The organism is Mesorhizobium sp. P2_C5_2, from assembly GCF_056404535.1.
The window spans coordinates 553,459-566,933 of sequence record NZ_JBFUDV010000003.1 but is presented as its reverse complement, the minus strand read 5'-3'; the positions used below and the strand labels follow the sequence as shown (position 1 = coordinate 566,933).

At 60.4% G+C, this 13,475-nt stretch carries 15 protein-coding genes; 13 read left to right on the top strand and 2 right to left on the bottom strand.

The features are described from left to right. The first annotated feature begins 246 nt into the window (after positions 1–246). The 10 genes from AC1D1B_RS14075 to AC1D1B_RS14030 all read left to right on the top strand — a co-directional run bounded on the left by AC1D1B_RS14075 (position 247) and on the right by AC1D1B_RS14030 (position 8,416). Positions 247–468, top strand: coding sequence for a Flp family type IVb pilin (locus tag AC1D1B_RS14075; RefSeq protein ID WP_477333043.1), 222 nt, complete (start codon positions 247–249; stop codon positions 466–468). Positions 469–562: 94 nt separating this feature from the next. After that, positions 563–1,582 carry a Flp pilus assembly protein CpaB gene (gene cpaB / locus AC1D1B_RS14070; RefSeq protein WP_477333041.1) on the top strand — a complete coding sequence of 340 codons (1,020 nt, stop codon included), beginning with the start codon at positions 563–565 and terminating at the stop codon, positions 1,580–1,582. 53 nt (positions 1,583–1,635) lie between these two features. Next, positions 1,636–3,081 (top strand): type II and III secretion system protein family protein, encoded by a 1,446-nt coding sequence (locus AC1D1B_RS14065; RefSeq protein WP_477333039.1) that lies wholly within the window; start codon positions 1,636–1,638, stop codon positions 3,079–3,081. A gap of 4 nt (positions 3,082–3,085) precedes the next feature. Further along, positions 3,086–3,367 (top strand): hypothetical protein, encoded by a 282-nt coding sequence (locus AC1D1B_RS14060; protein ID WP_477333037.1) that lies wholly within the window; start codon positions 3,086–3,088, stop codon positions 3,365–3,367. Positions 3,368–3,437: 70 nt separating this feature from the next. Beyond that, positions 3,438–4,958, top strand: coding sequence for a TadE/TadG family type IV pilus assembly protein (locus AC1D1B_RS14055; RefSeq protein ID WP_477333035.1), 1,521 nt, complete (start codon positions 3,438–3,440; stop codon positions 4,956–4,958). A 7-nt stretch (positions 4,959–4,965) separates the two neighbouring features. Then, the gene (locus AC1D1B_RS14050; protein WP_477333033.1) at positions 4,966–5,454 is read left to right on the top strand and encodes a TadE/TadG family type IV pilus assembly protein; all 489 of its coding nucleotides are present in this window, start codon (positions 4,966–4,968) and stop codon (positions 5,452–5,454) included. Beyond that, on the top strand, positions 5,448–6,083 hold the full coding sequence (locus AC1D1B_RS14045; protein WP_477333031.1) for a TadE/TadG family type IV pilus assembly protein: 636 nt from the start codon (positions 5,448–5,450) through the stop codon (positions 6,081–6,083). The genes AC1D1B_RS14050 and AC1D1B_RS14045 overlap by 7 nt, the downstream gene beginning before the upstream one ends. After that, positions 6,080–7,243 carry a CpaE/TadZ family protein gene (locus tag AC1D1B_RS14040; protein ID WP_477333318.1) on the top strand — a complete coding sequence of 388 codons (1,164 nt, stop codon included), beginning with the start codon at positions 6,080–6,082 and terminating at the stop codon, positions 7,241–7,243. The genes AC1D1B_RS14045 and AC1D1B_RS14040 overlap by 4 nt, the downstream gene beginning before the upstream one ends. Then, positions 7,227–7,826, top strand: a complete 600-nt coding sequence (locus AC1D1B_RS14035) for a L,D-transpeptidase (protein ID WP_477333029.1) — start codon at positions 7,227–7,229, stop codon at positions 7,824–7,826. Before AC1D1B_RS14040 ends, AC1D1B_RS14035 begins: the two co-directional genes overlap by 17 nt. Further along, a complete protein-coding gene (locus AC1D1B_RS14030; RefSeq protein ID WP_477333027.1) occupies positions 7,823–8,416 on the top strand; it encodes a hypothetical protein in 594 nt (197 codons plus the stop codon). Before AC1D1B_RS14035 ends, AC1D1B_RS14030 begins: the two co-directional genes overlap by 4 nt. A gap of 21 nt (positions 8,417–8,437) precedes the next feature. On the opposite strand, the gene AC1D1B_RS14025 is transcribed toward AC1D1B_RS14030, so the two are convergent. Together AC1D1B_RS14025 and AC1D1B_RS14020 are read right to left on the bottom strand one after the other, a co-directional pair. Then, entirely contained in the window at positions 8,438–8,977 is a 540-nt protein-coding gene (locus tag AC1D1B_RS14025) for a hypothetical protein (RefSeq protein WP_477333025.1), read from the bottom strand. Positions 8,978–9,107: 130 nt separating this feature from the next. Next, positions 9,108–9,437, bottom strand: coding sequence for a hypothetical protein (locus tag AC1D1B_RS14020; protein WP_477333023.1), 330 nt, complete (start codon positions 9,435–9,437; stop codon positions 9,108–9,110). 113 nt (positions 9,438–9,550) lie between these two features. Between AC1D1B_RS14020 and AC1D1B_RS14015 the strand changes: the two genes are divergently transcribed. The 3 genes from AC1D1B_RS14015 (at position 9,551) to AC1D1B_RS14005 (ending at position 13,446) form a co-directional block, all read left to right on the top strand. Next, on the top strand, positions 9,551–10,966 hold the full coding sequence (locus tag AC1D1B_RS14015; protein ID WP_477333021.1) for an ATP-binding protein: 1,416 nt from the start codon (positions 9,551–9,553) through the stop codon (positions 10,964–10,966). 229 nt (positions 10,967–11,195) lie between these two features. Continuing rightward, positions 11,196–12,218 carry a glycosyltransferase family 4 protein gene (locus tag AC1D1B_RS14010; RefSeq protein WP_477333019.1) on the top strand — a complete coding sequence of 341 codons (1,023 nt, stop codon included), beginning with the start codon at positions 11,196–11,198 and terminating at the stop codon, positions 12,216–12,218. Between the two features lie 364 nt (positions 12,219–12,582). Next, a complete protein-coding gene (locus AC1D1B_RS14005) occupies positions 12,583–13,446 on the top strand; it encodes a hypothetical protein (protein ID WP_477333017.1) in 864 nt (287 codons plus the stop codon). Positions 13,447–13,475 lie beyond the last annotated feature (29 nt).

Below are 13,475 nucleotides of genomic sequence, written 5' to 3'. Positions count from 1 at the left end.
CGCAGCCCCTGCACCGTGGCGGAATTGTGAACGAATGGTTAAGGCGGCTTGAAAAATTAAGCGAATCAAGATCTTGTCAAAATTCAAGTGCCTTCAAATCAGGTATTCGAAGGTTAAGAAACTGTTAATCCGTTTGACTCTGCTTTTTCGTGCGACCTAGGATTGAGGTGACGGGGGATGCTTGGGTATGGGGTTCATCCTTGGCTCTGTCTCGTCGGGTTCAAACCTCCAAAGGGAGAAATTGGCATGAAGAAGCTCATGACGATGACCCGGCAGTTCCGCGACGATGAAAACGGCGCTGCTATGGTCGAATATTCTATCTTGGTCGGCATCATCGCTGCGGCGTCGCTGCTGGCTATCCTGGCCATCGGCGGCTGGGTCGGTGACCAGTTTACCGGCCTTTGCGCAAATCTCGACGGCAAGGGCGTTGACGCCGCCGGCACCGGCAGTGGTTCTTGCTCGCCGTAACCATGAACTCCCCGGGTCGGGATCGATCCCGACCCGGGTTTCTGCATCAGGAAGAAACTAGCATCGTCCTGGGGGACGATTTTGGGGTGGGGAGATGCGCGCCAATACTCTTATCATGATTATCCTCGCCGGCGTGTTCGGCGTACTTGCGGTTGTGCTTGCCAATATTTGGCTGGCGAATCAGCGCACTGCGATGGCGCAATCCAATGGAGGGCTGACCAGTACGGTCGTTGTTGCGGCAGTGCCGCTGAAATTCGGCGACACTCTGGGTGCCGACAAGCTCCGCGAGATTCCGTGGCCGGCGGGCGCAATACCCGCAGGCGCGTTCAAGACAACCAAGGAAGCGATGGCCGGCAACGGCGCAAGGCAGGCGCTGCAGGCTATCAGCGCCAATGAGCCGATCCTCGCCAGCAAGATCACCGGCCCCGGCCAGCGCGCCACGCTTTCGGCCGTTCTTGGCGAAGGCATGAAGGCCGTTTCCATCAGGGTCAACGACGTGCTGGGAGTCGCCGGTTTCGTCTTCCCGGGCGACCGGGTTGATGTGCTGTTGACGCGCTCGGTGCGCGGCGATGATGGTGCCGACAAGAGTTTTGTCGACGTTCTGCTGCAGAGCATGAAGGTGCTCGCCGTCGATCAGGTCGCCGACGTGAGCAAGGACAACCCGACAGTGGTTAAATCGGTGACGCTCGAAGCCACCACAAAGGACGCGCAGAAACTGACGCTTGCCGCAGGCGCGGGGCAGTTGTCTCTTGCACTGCGCCAGGCTGCCGGCAGCAAGGGCGAGACGACCGATCGCGTCACGCTTTCCGACCTGAACGGCGACACGCCGGACGATGTCGCGAAGAGGCAGGCCGAACTGGACAAACAGGCCGCAGCCGACGCCGCAGCCGCAGCCGAACGTCAGCGCGCGGATGAAAAGATCGCCGGATTGGAAAAAGCCGTGGACCAGTTGAGCAAGGTCAAGCCGGTTCCGGCCGTGGTGACGGCACCCGCATCAAAGGAAGTCGTCAAGGAAGTTATCAAGTATTTGGAGCCAGCACCGCCGAAGAATGTTACAGTGGGCGTGTTTCGCGGCGTGAAGCTCGAATCCTATGACGTGCCGCGACAACCATAAAAGGACGCGCGGCGAAGCGGGGGCTGCCGGCGGCAGCAGTTTGGGAGATGGGGATGCAGGGTTTTTGGATGAGGGTAGCGGCGGCCGCGCTGTTCTGTTTGGCTGCGCTGCTGACGTCGAGCCTTGGGGCTGAAGCAGCCGACCGCTTCATCGACGTATCGAACCCGAGCGTCCATCGCGTCTTCCTGCCGATGTCGCAGTCGGTGACCCTCCAGGTGAGCGCCAATCTCGGCGACATCGTTGTCGGCGACGAGAAGATCGCCGATGCGCAGCCGATGACCGACAGGACGCTCTATGTCATCGGCAAGAGCGCCGGTACCACCACGGTCAATCTCTTCTCCCCGGAAAAGCGCTCGCTGGGCGTGATCCAGATCGAAGTCGGTGTCGACGTCAGCGACATGGCGCAGGCGATCCGCCAGGTGGCGCCCCGGGCGCGCATCGAGATCGGTTCGATCAACGGCAAGGTCAGGCTTGGCGGTCACGTCAAGGACGGCGCCACGCTGGCGTCAATCCTGGAAGTGGTACAGCAGTATGGCCCCGACGCCATCATAAATTCCGTCATTGTGGATGACAGTCAGCAGGTCAATCTGGAAGTGCGGATTCTGGAGGCCAAGCGCAATGCCGGCCGCGACCTCGGTGTTTCAATAAGGAGCACGAATGGCAGCGGCACAACCCGTACAGGCACGGGCGACGCGGCCGTCGACAAAGATGGCATAGTGCTTGGCCCGGGCGAGTTGCTCAGCGGCCTCTTGTCGGGCAGCAATCCATTTGCGGCTTTGATCACCCGGGTTATCGACAGCAACATCAAGGTCGACCTGATTATCGAAGCACTCGAGGCCAAGGGTGTGGTGCGCACGCTGGCTGAGCCCAACCTGACGACGCTTTCGGGCGAGCCGGCCAGCTTCAACGCCGGCGGCGAAGTGCCCATCCGTGTCATCGGTACCGATGGCCAGGTAACCATCACGTACAAGCAATTCGGCGTCAATCTGCTGTTCACGCCGGTCGTACTCGACGATGGCAAGATCCATATGAAGCTGGCTCCGGAAGTGAGTGACCTCACCGGCTTCACCACCGCCGGCGACCCGATCTTCACCAACCGCAAGCTTGATACCGTCGTCGAACTGCGCGACGGCCAGAGCTTCGCGGTCGGCGGGCTGCTGTCCAGCAAGACCACCAAGCTGCAGAACCAGGTGCCATGGCTCGGCCAGGTGCCGGTCATCGGCACGCTGTTTCGCAATTCGAGCAACCAGAAGGAAGAAACCGAACTGGTCGTCATCGTCACACCGCATGTCGTGCGGCCGGTGAAGCCCGGCGAACAGCTGGCGACGCCGTTCGACAAGACACGGCCAGCCAACGATCCGGAATTCTTCGTGCTCGGTCAGCTCGAGGTGAACAAGGACATGATCCGAAAATATGAAACGGGAGACGGTGTGACTGGCCCCTATGGCCACATGCTGGACTTCAAATCGAAGGACAAGATGCTCTATGTCAAGAAATAGCGCCTTGATCCTCATTCTGTGCGCCGGTGCACTATCGGGCTGCGCCGCCGACTATCTGAACCACTACGATTCGGTGACCCTGGCCGCCGGCGACACGCAGAAATTCAATTCGCTTCTGCAGACGGTCGACCCGCTCAATCCGAACGCGAAGAACACGCATATCGAAGGCGACGGCACGCGGGCTACGCTTGTTGCCCGCAACTACAAATTTCCACCGCCACCGCCACCGCCGCCAGCGATGACGGTCAATGTCGGCGGGTCGGGTGTGACCAACGGAGCGAATTGAACAGAAGGATGCGGTCGCAACGCGCCGGGCGGGACGAGGGGCCAGGTGCAAGGAAGCAGAGAGTAAGGTCATGTTGGGGACCATTAGGGCGTTCTGGAACGATCAACGCGGCATAGCGATGATCCTTGTGGCAATCATGCTGCCTGTGCTGATTGGCTTCGCATTGTTGGCCATCGATATGAGCCGGGCCAACGGACTTCATAACGATTTGCAGAAGGGTGTCGATGCGCTTGCGCTTGCGACAGCCGCGGAACTGGATGGCAGATCGGATTCGATCACCAGAGCCAATCTGGCGGCGTCCACTCTTCTGACTGACCAGAAAACCAAGTTTTCGACCGCAGGCGATCATACGCTCGCCCTGTCTGATGTAACGGTAACGTACTTGACCGGCATTCCCGCCAGCGACACCACCAGGTTGAGTGCTGTCGGCGTCGACTCGAACGGCGTCAACTGGGCCAGCACTGATCCTAAAGCGGTGTCATTCTCATTGGTGACGGTGAATGCCTCCGGCCTCACCGATGGTGCGGGTGCCTTCGCAACGATCTTTCCTGCAAGCTTTATCGGCAGCAAAGACACCATCGATATCCAGCCTCAAGCGGTGGCCGGGTTCGTTCAGTCGATCTGCGAAACCGTGCCGGTCTTCATGTGCAATCCGTTCGAGACGACGGTTGCCGCCACCAGCCAGACGATTCAGCAAGCCTTCGCTTCGGGGAATACATACAGCCGCGAATTCCGCATCCTGAAGGTCGACAACAACCCTGGCCCAGGCAATTTCGGCCTTCTCGACAACAACTTGTCCTCGCTGCGCGACGCCATAGCGATGGGCACAGCCGGCACCTGCTATAATCGCAATGCGCTCACCACCAAAACCGGCGTCACCTTGGGACAGGTCAGCGCCGGTCTGAACGTCCGCTTCGACCTCTACAGCGGCTCTCTGAACAAGTATAACAAGGACTGGAACTTTCGGCCGGCTACAAACGTGCGCAAGGGGCAGAAAAGCAACACCTGCAACAAATACGATCCAGTGACCGACAATTCGGCACTGCCACTGCCGTCTGGCGTGTGGGACCCCGGCAACATCGCCTATTCGCAAAAGGTCACGAACGCCTCAACATTTTACAGCCAGTATTGGAACGTTAATCACAAGGGCGCCGCCGTCCCAAGTATCCCAAGCACGACCCACCCAACATCCAAGACCCAGCCAGCGTCTCGATACGATGTCTACAAATATGAGATCGCCAATGGCCTGGTAGGGGATAAATCAAAAGGCCCGACAAACGAGCGCGGCACGCCATCTTGCTACAAGGGCGACGCGCCAACGGTGGACCCCGAGCGCAGATTGTTAAACATGGCGATCGTCAACTGCATCGCCAATCAGGACAAGATCAATGGTCACACCCAGCTTAAGCCGGATGGCTTTGCGAGCATATTCCTGAACGCGCCTGTCTCGAAGTCCAACCCGAATGACGACCCCGATGGCACCGGCGCGGAAAAGCCGATCAGCCTTGAGATCGTCGATGTCGATGGTGGGTTTGCCAACAACACGCTGGTCGACAAAGCATTCCGCAACGAAGCCCAGCTGTATCGGTAGAGGCGACATGACCAGGTTGGGCAATATCATCCGGCGGTTCCAGGGCGACGAAAGCGGCGCCGCCTTGGTGGAAGCCGCGATCACCATACCACTCGTGTTGCTGCTATCGGCCGGTGTGTTCGAGTTTTCCAACGTTTTGAACACGCGCCTGCTCCTTGAAGCAGGCGTCGAGGACGCAGCCCGCTACATGGCCCGATGCAGTAGCGACTGGGACACTTGCATGGCGCGCGCGCAAAACCTTGCTGCCAACGGGGCGGTCAGTAGCGGCAGCGCCAGAGTGGCTGGCTGGCTTCCAGAGGACGTTAAGATCACCAAGCTATCCACGCCTGCGACCGATGGCAGTGGCAACATACTTTATCTAAGTAATAGCAGCAACGTTGATGTCGTGCAGGTCAAAACCACGTGGCCATATAACGGCATGGTGTTCTGGGATTATCTGGGCTTTGGAAGCATCGACATCAAAGTATCGCATCAGGAGCGTGTCTTCGGATGGTGATGGAAAGCCGAAGATTCTCCGCCGAGCAGTCCGGCGCCACCATGGTCGAAATGGCCATCGTTCTGCCATTGCTGTTGACGCTTCTGCTCGGCTTCGTCGATTTCGGCTATGCTTTCTACCAATGGAACGCTGGGAACAAAGCGGTGCAAGCCGGCGCAAGACTGGCGCAGATTTCTAGCCCTGTAGCTCTCGGCCTTCCATCTGAGACGCTAACGCAGAGCGATGTAACCAAAGTCGGTACCGCGGTGCCGGCCGGAACGTATGACTATGTCTGCACTGCAAGCGCTGCAGGCGTGGCTTGCTGCAGTATCGGAGGAGGCTTGTGCAAGCCCGAGAACGCGAGCCAGGACTCGTTCGACGCGATCTATGACGGCACCACCAACCGTGCTGGAATGCATGACTTCCTGCCGATGCTGGAAAAGTCGGAAGTGCGGATCGAATACGCCGCCTCCGGCCTTGGCTACTGGACGCGGCCCAGCGGGCCTGTGCCGACCATCACCGTCAGCATCACCGACCATCCGTTTCAGTTCTTCTTCCTGGCCGGACTGCTCGGATTCGGAACCATCACCATGCCCTCCATGCTGAGCACGGTTACGGGCGAAGACATGAAGAGCACGTGGACACCATGAACGCCATCAACACCAAGGTTACACCGACCAAGCGAAAGCAGGTGGCGCTGTTCTCGTCGGATGCAAATTTCAAGCGCGATGTGGCGACGCGGCTCGATGCGCTTGCGATCTACGACGTCAGGGTTTCCGAGACCGGCGACTTCCTTAGGGGTCCGCCCGCGGACACGCGCCCCGGCATCGTCATCCTCGACCTCGGCAATGGCGAGTTGCTCGGCAGGCCGGAGATCGTCGAAGCGCGCGCCCTTTGGGCGACGGTGCCGCTGATTGCGGTTTCCGACGAGCTGTCGTCGGAGCAGACGCGTGTGCTGGTGCGCATGAACGCTTCGGACTGGCTGCACAAGCCGCTCGACGGCAAGGAACTGCTGAACGCGGTGACCTTCCACGACACCGGCAACCAGGGAACGAAAAGCCGCATCATCACCTTCATCAGCGCCAGCGGCGGCGCCGGCGCGACGACGCTCGCTCTGTCGGCGGCGGAGCACCTGGCGTCGAAATCGAAAGAACGCGGGGCTTCCACCTGCCTGGTCGACCTCGATTTCCAGAGCGCCAATTGCGGCGCCTATCTCAACCAGTTCAACCAGTTCGACCTCGGTGGCATCATCGGCCAGCCGGAGAGGCTCGACGTCGAGCTGATGGATGTCATCAAGCTCTCGCGTCCGTCCGGGCTGACGCTCTATTCCTTCGAGCGGCCGCAATTGCCTTTCGAGCCGCAGGGCGCCGATTTCGTGTTTCGCCTGCTGGACCTCGTTGCTTACCGGTTCGACGACATCGTCATCGACCTGCCGAACATCGAAACGCGCTGGCACAATTCCGTGCTGTCGACGAGCGATGAGATCTTCATCGTCTTCGAACTCAACGTCGCCTCGCTGCGGCAAGGCAAGCGGCTTTACAAGAAGATCCGTGAGTTGCGTGGCAATGCTGTCAGCATCACGCTGGTCGCCAACAAGCACAAGCGCAAATGGTTCGGGAACCACTTTTCGCGCAGCGAACTGGAAAAGATTTTCAAGGCACCGCACATCAAATCGGTCGCGCTGGACAATGCGCTTCTGGCCGATGCGTTGAACCGTGCTATCCTGCCTGCCGAGGTGGATGGGCGTGCGCGCTTCAACAAAGACCTGAAGCGGATGTTCAAAGAGCGGCTTGATGACGCTGCCAAATAGGTATCGGCCAGGTAGGTATCGGATTGGCCCGAGATTGGCCTGCGTCATGGGCATGGCGCTGGCGATGTCGGTCCAGGACTTCGCCAGCGCGCGATCGGCACTTTCGGATCAGCCGCCGCTGCCGGCAATGGGCCCCAGCCTGCGCAAGACTGTCGCCTTCGAAACCACGGAACAACCCGGAACAATCGTTATCCGCAAGGGCGAGAAAGCGCTTTATCTGGTGACCCGACAAGGCCAGGCGCTTCGCTATCAGATCAGCGTCGGCCGCGACGGATTTGGCTGGACCGGGGTCGTCAAGGTGGGGGCCAAGACCGAATGGCCGGAATGGCGCCCGCCCCGCGAAATGCGCGCCCGCCAGCCGGAGCTGCCGCAAATGGTGCCTGCCGGTCCCTACAATCCACTCGGCGCCAGGGCGCTCTATCTGCTTCGGGACGGGCGTGACACGCTCTATCGCATACACGGAACCAACGATCCGTCAGGGGTTGGCTTCGACGGAACATCAGGGTGTTTTCGCCTTACCAACACCGATGTGATCGATCTCTTCAAGCGCGTCGCGATCGGCGCAAAGGTGGTGGTTCAATGACGATGATCAGCGAACCGGACATGCCGGCAATCGAGATTGGCGCTCCAACCCGCATTGGAGAGCAGGCTGCTGTTGGGAAACCGGGCGACAAAAGCATTATCGGCGCTGTCATCATCGGCACGTCCCTGCTCACCCTGGTGAACATCGTAGCCGCGGTTTATCTCTACCGAGGCATCAACGATATGCGTTTTTTGGAAGCGCGCCTGGAGCAACTCGGGACGTTCGAACAACGAATCGGGGGCCGGTTGGATACGGTCAACAACGGTTTTCAGAGCCGATTTGAAAAACTGGACAGTCAACTGCAGAGCAGCTTTGGTGAGATCAACCGGAGCATAGCCCGGCTGGAACAGAACCCGCCTCTTGCTCGTGACGAAGTCATGTCAAGCGCGGCGGAACCTTCCGTCGACACGGCCAGCAGCATGGCGGAGGCACCAGCCGTTCTCGATGGTGAAGGCGCGGCCGAGCCCAGCGTTGTCGATGCGCCGCGTCCGCCGAAAAACAGGATCGCAGCTGCAACTCCAGCCCCAAGCCCCAACTATCAGCGCATAGAGCAGGCCGACGGCAAGGTTTACTACAGAAAGATCAACTAGCGCTGGAAGACGTGGGCTGCCCTAGTAATCTCGCTGCAGAGCAACAAGCCTCGCGGCAAGCATTTCGGACCGCTGTCGGGTTTCGCTGAGGAAGACAACATGACAGTAGGCGCATGCTGTCAGACCCAGAAGCAGCACAAGGCTGTTCTTCAAGGTGAAATCGACCATTAGTGAGAATGGAAGGCCCCCGGGTACCGTGAACGAGGCGATCGTGCTCGCTGTTTCGGAATTGCTGGTGGCGGCGATCATCAACCCGGCAAAAAGCAGGGCGACGTGATTTGCAAGGAAGAAGAACGCAGCCGACTTTCTTGTCCGGCAAGCCGTCCAGCAAACGACCGACGCGGCGGCCAGGATGGAGGCATCAAGGACCATCGACGCCCCCAGAAAGAGATGGACCTGTTGCCAGAACATCGTCGACAGCGGCCTTAGCTCGAGCCAGATCCGCCACATTGCAGGACTGGCCGGATAGGCTCCCAGCAAGAGGGTCGCCATGCGCTCTCCTGCCAGAATCAGCAGGATCAGAGCTGGGAAGGCAAAGAGCATTATCGACTTGCGCTTCATGTCACCCTCGACAATCTGGCATCAAGATAGATTGCATAGATTACGCGAGGCTTAACGGAGCGTTGCTGGTCCCGCGGCAGCGCGGCCAGCTGCGAATGGCAACCTGCAAGTCAGAAAGAACCATTCGCCATCAGTTGTTTTGGCTGAGCACGAGCGTCACCACCCTCGGCTCGACTCGTTGCAGACATCGTTCCGGAATATTCGGCCACATCGCCTTGGCGCATCCCTCGTCTTCAACTTGCACCGGCGCCAGCGAGCGTTCTGAGCTGCGGGCTTGCTCGGCGGTCGACAGGAATACTTGCGTAGCCAGAGCGGTCGCCATGGATACCTGGACGAAGATAAGGGCGTAAGCGAATCGTCTGATCATCCGCTCGAAACGCCCAATCCACGAAGTGGTTCCAACGTAACGCACCGGTGAACACTTGATCACGATTCTTGCGACCACGTGCGTGCTGGTCATTGGCCGCCATGCCACAGCTGTTCCAGAACGGCTCGGCGTGGAATAGAATGCCACCGACGGTCGCCGTTTGGCCATAGACGAGTGCCATCGACGAGCGACGAGCGGAAGGACACATGGCGACCACGCAACTGGAACGGCCCGAACATGGCGGCTTCGGCGCGCGCGTATCACGCGCGCTGAAAGCCATGCCGCGCGCCTGGAACCGGTTCTGGCGGCTCGTCGCGCTCTACATGCCGAAGCGGCTCTATGCCCGCTCGCTGATCATCGTCATCGCGCCGATGATCCTTCTGCAATCGGTGGTCGCCTTTGACTTCATGGAGCGCCACTGGGCAACCGTGACGCAGCGCCTGTCGCAAGCCACCGTGCGCGACATCGCCGCCATCATCGACATGATCGAGACCTATCCGCACGACGGCGACTACGCCAACATCATCCGCATCGCCCAGGACCGCATGCAGCTGAAGGTCGACCTATTGCCGCCCGACCCGCTGCCGGCGCCCGGACCAAAGCCCTTCTTCTCGATCCTGGACGACGTCCTTTCCACCGAAATTACCCGCCAGATCAATCGCCCGTTCTGGATCGACACCGTCGGCAATTCCAACATCATCGAGGTGCGAATCCAGCTCGAGGGCAAGGTGCTGCGCGTCTTCGTGCGCCGCAGCCAGGCCTATGCCTCCAACACCCACATCTTCCTGATCTGGATGGTCGGCACCTCGCTGGTGCTGCTGACGATCGCCATTCCCTTCCTGCGCAACCAGATCCGGCCGATCCTGATGCTGGCCGAGGCCGCCGAAAGCTTCGGCAAGGGCCGGCCGATGCCACGCGATTTCCGCCCGCGCGGCGCCGAGGAGGTTCGCCGCGCCGGCTTTGCCTTCATCCAGATGCGCGAGCGCATCGAACGCCAGCTCGAACAGCGCACCGCCATGCTGACTGGCGTCAGCCACGATCTCAGAACCATCCTCACCCGCTTCAAGCTGCAGCTGGCGCTGGCCGGCGGCAAGCCCGAGACCAAGGCCGCACTCAACCAGGACATCGACGACATGCAGTCGATGCTGGAAGGCTATATCGCCTTTGCCCGCGGCGAAGCATCGGAAGATGCCGGCCATTTCGATCTTGAGGCTTATTTCCAGAAGCTCGGCGAGGAGGCGTCGCTGCACAAGCGCAAGCTGTCGACCGTGCTCGCCGGCGATCCGGACGTGCATGTGCGCCCGCACGCTTTCGCCCGGCTGTTGTCCAATGTCGCCGGCAATGCCTTGCGCTATGCCAAGACGGTGGAGATCAGCGCCAATCACGGCCGCGGCTCGCTCGTCGTCACCATCGATGACGACGGCCCGGGCATTCCGCTGGAAAAGCGCGAGGACGTGTTCAAACCGTTCGTGCGGCTCGACGAGGCGCGCAACCTCGACGCCAGCGGCACCGGCCTTGGGCTCTCCATCGCCCGCGACATTGCCCGCAGCCATGGCGGCGACATCATGCTGGACGACAGCCCGCTCGGCGGCCTGCGGGCGGTGATCAAAGTGCCTGCCTGATCAACGCATAATCCGGTAAGGCGGGCTCGGCCAAAAACCACCTTCATCCGCCCGTCATGAAATCATGATCAAGAGCGCGCATGAAGCGCGCGACCTCCGTTGATTCGGCTCAGCCGCCTCACTTCGACCTCGTGCCTGCCCGGGTGCGCTGGAGCGAAGCGAGGGCAGCCGCATGGGTGCCGTTCCGCCATCGCATCAAGGCAACCGACGATCCGAGCAAAGGGCCGCCATGCGCATCCTGATGGTCACCGACGCCTGGCGCCCACAAGTCAACGGCGTCGTCCACACGCTGGAGCGGCTCACCGAAACGCTGAAATCCTTCGACGTTGCGGTCGACTTCCTGACCCCGAACATTTTTCGCACCTTGCCCTTGCCGACCTACCCCGACATCAGGCTGGCGCTGACCACGCCTGGCCACGTCGCGCGGCTGATCGAGGCTCGCAAGGCCGACCATATCCACATCGTCACCGAGGGACCGCTCGGCATCATGGCGCGGCGCTATTGCCGCAACGCCGGCCGTCCCTTCACCACCAGCTACCACACCCGCTTTCCCGAATATCTCAGCGCCCGCCTGCCCGTGCCGGAAAGCTGGGCCTATCGCTGGCTGCGCGATTTCCACAATTCCGGACAAGGCACACTGGTCGCCACCCAGTCGCTGGCCGACGATCTCGCCGCGCGCGGCTTCAACAAGCTCAGGCCGTGGACGCGTGGCGTCGATACCGACCATTTCCGCCCGGACAAGAAGAAGGACCTCGGCTTTCCCGGCCCGGTGTTCCTGTGCGTCGGCCGTGTCGCCATCGAAAAGAACTTGTCCGCTTTCCTCGATCTCGACCTGCCCGGCAGCAAGGTGATCGTCGGCGAGGGACCAGAACTCGCCAAGCTCAAGGCGAAATATCCGCAGGCGCATTTCCTCGGCCATCGTCCGAATGACGAGCTGGCCGAAATCTACGCCTCTGCCGATGTCTTCGTTTTCCCGAGCCGCACCGACACCTTCGGCAACGTCATCATCGAGGCGCTGGCCAGCGGCACACCGGTCGCCGCCTATCCGGTCACCGGACCGATCGACATTGTCGGCGACGGCATCGGCGGCGCGGTGTCGACCGATTTGCGCGAGGCCTCGCTCGCCGCCCTCAATGTCGACCGTGCTGAAGCCCGCGAGCGCGCCATGCGCTACAGCTGGAAAGCCTGCGCCGAGATGTTCATGGATACAGTCGAAGAGGCGCTTGGGACGCCGCGGAAGCTGGCCGCCTGACAGACCCGGCGCGCAGGATGTAGTGAGTTCCAGGTCAGGCCGAGCCGGGAATGGTGCATCAGCCTCGGCGATGCCGATTGGTGGCAGTTGTGTGGCCACCTCAATGCCGCCCACTCATGAATTTCCCTCAGGAGATCCGGAACTTCGACACCTTGCCAATGCCTTGGAAAAGTCTTCCGCGTGAAGTTGTTGATGCATCGGAGATCATGCGACGGCCAGCTTTGATCCCTGCGAGCGCGCTCCTTGCGAGAGCTTGTGCGGCGGTTCCTTGCGGTGCATTATTCTGCGAGTGTAGTTCCCTGTGGGATTGACGCCGATTTCAACGCTGGACGAGTTGCCTGCCGTATCGCCGAAGCGTCGTGTCTTGCGCATCAGCAAAACCGTTGCGAGGGTGTTCGACTATTACCGTGCGAATGCCTGGCCACTGTTCTTGGCTGCCTGGTTTCCCTGCTTGCTGACGACGATCTGTCTGACGATGCTTGCTCTTATTCTTTTTGCTGATCCGGAGCAGGCACCCGCCTGGCTTCTATCGCGCGGCTTTGATCCCAGGACTTGGCTTTCCGCGATTGTTGCCGCTCCGTTCTCGGCGATGGTCTTTGCGTTCGTTCTGGACCGCATGGCAAACGCGCCCGAGCATGGCCGTGTCGTTGTTCGGCGCGGCATTGAAGGTGTTAAACGCTTCGCTATCCCGGGCATGCGCTTTGAGCTCGACCGGCGGATTGTTCTGGCTGCGTTGCTTCTCGCGGCCATTCAGCTTCTTTGCGGCTTCGCGGTCGCCGGCGAGCACAAACTGCTTGTTGCCGGCGTGCTGGCCACACACGACTTGCCGCTCAGACCCGAGGACGTCGCGCCTTGGACGCCGGCGATGGGAGTCTTCAACGTGTTCGCGGGTGGTGTCGTACTTGCCTGGACATATCTCTTTGTCGGCGATTTTCTCTGGACGGGGTCGCTTGATCCAATCGGGTGCTGGCGTGCGCTCGACGGCAATCGTCTGCGTTTCGTCGCCATAATGTTCATCGTTCTCGCAATAGTTGCCATATTCAAATATGGGCTGGTCCTGGCCGCAGGCTTGATCCTGATTCCCGCGGACGCCGCGCCGCCTTCCTTCTTGAACCTCATGCTGATGCATTTCGGCCTCGCATGGCCGTTCGACGTCCTGCATCTTGTGCTCTCGGCCGCAACGGTCGGAACCATTCTCGGCGCGTTCCGGCCCCAACCTCGTCGCTAGTCCTAATGCATGTCGCCCAAAAGCGACCT

Bases quoted from the DNA above. Each gene is read 5' to 3' on its own strand.
- cpaB (WP_477333041.1), top strand. From the start codon at position 563: ATGCGCGCCAATACTCTTATCATGATTATCCTCGCCGGCGTGTTCGGC.
- AC1D1B_RS14045 (WP_477333031.1), top strand. From the start codon at position 5,448: ATGGTGATGGAAAGCCGAAGATTCTCCGCCGAGCAGTCCGGCGCCACC.
- AC1D1B_RS14025 (WP_477333025.1), bottom strand. From the start codon at position 8,977: ATGAAGCGCAAGTCGATAATGCTCTTTGCCTTCCCAGCTCTGATCCTG.
- AC1D1B_RS14020 (WP_477333023.1), bottom strand. From the start codon at position 9,437: ATGACCAGCACGCACGTGGTCGCAAGAATCGTGATCAAGTGTTCACCG.
- AC1D1B_RS14035 (WP_477333029.1), top strand. From the start codon at position 7,227: ATGACGCTGCCAAATAGGTATCGGCCAGGTAGGTATCGGATTGGCCCG.
- AC1D1B_RS14075 (WP_477333043.1), top strand. From the start codon at position 247: ATGAAGAAGCTCATGACGATGACCCGGCAGTTCCGCGACGATGAAAAC.
- AC1D1B_RS14055 (WP_477333035.1), top strand. From the start codon at position 3,438: ATGTTGGGGACCATTAGGGCGTTCTGGAACGATCAACGCGGCATAGCG.
- AC1D1B_RS14030 (WP_477333027.1), top strand. From the start codon at position 7,823: ATGACGATGATCAGCGAACCGGACATGCCGGCAATCGAGATTGGCGCT.
- AC1D1B_RS14050 (WP_477333033.1), top strand. From the start codon at position 4,966: ATGACCAGGTTGGGCAATATCATCCGGCGGTTCCAGGGCGACGAAAGC.
- AC1D1B_RS14010 (WP_477333019.1), top strand. From the start codon at position 11,196: ATGCGCATCCTGATGGTCACCGACGCCTGGCGCCCACAAGTCAACGGC.
- AC1D1B_RS14065 (WP_477333039.1), top strand. From the start codon at position 1,636: ATGCAGGGTTTTTGGATGAGGGTAGCGGCGGCCGCGCTGTTCTGTTTG.
- AC1D1B_RS14040 (WP_477333318.1), top strand. From the start codon at position 6,080: ATGAACGCCATCAACACCAAGGTTACACCGACCAAGCGAAAGCAGGTG.
- AC1D1B_RS14015 (WP_477333021.1), top strand. From the start codon at position 9,551: ATGGCGACCACGCAACTGGAACGGCCCGAACATGGCGGCTTCGGCGCG.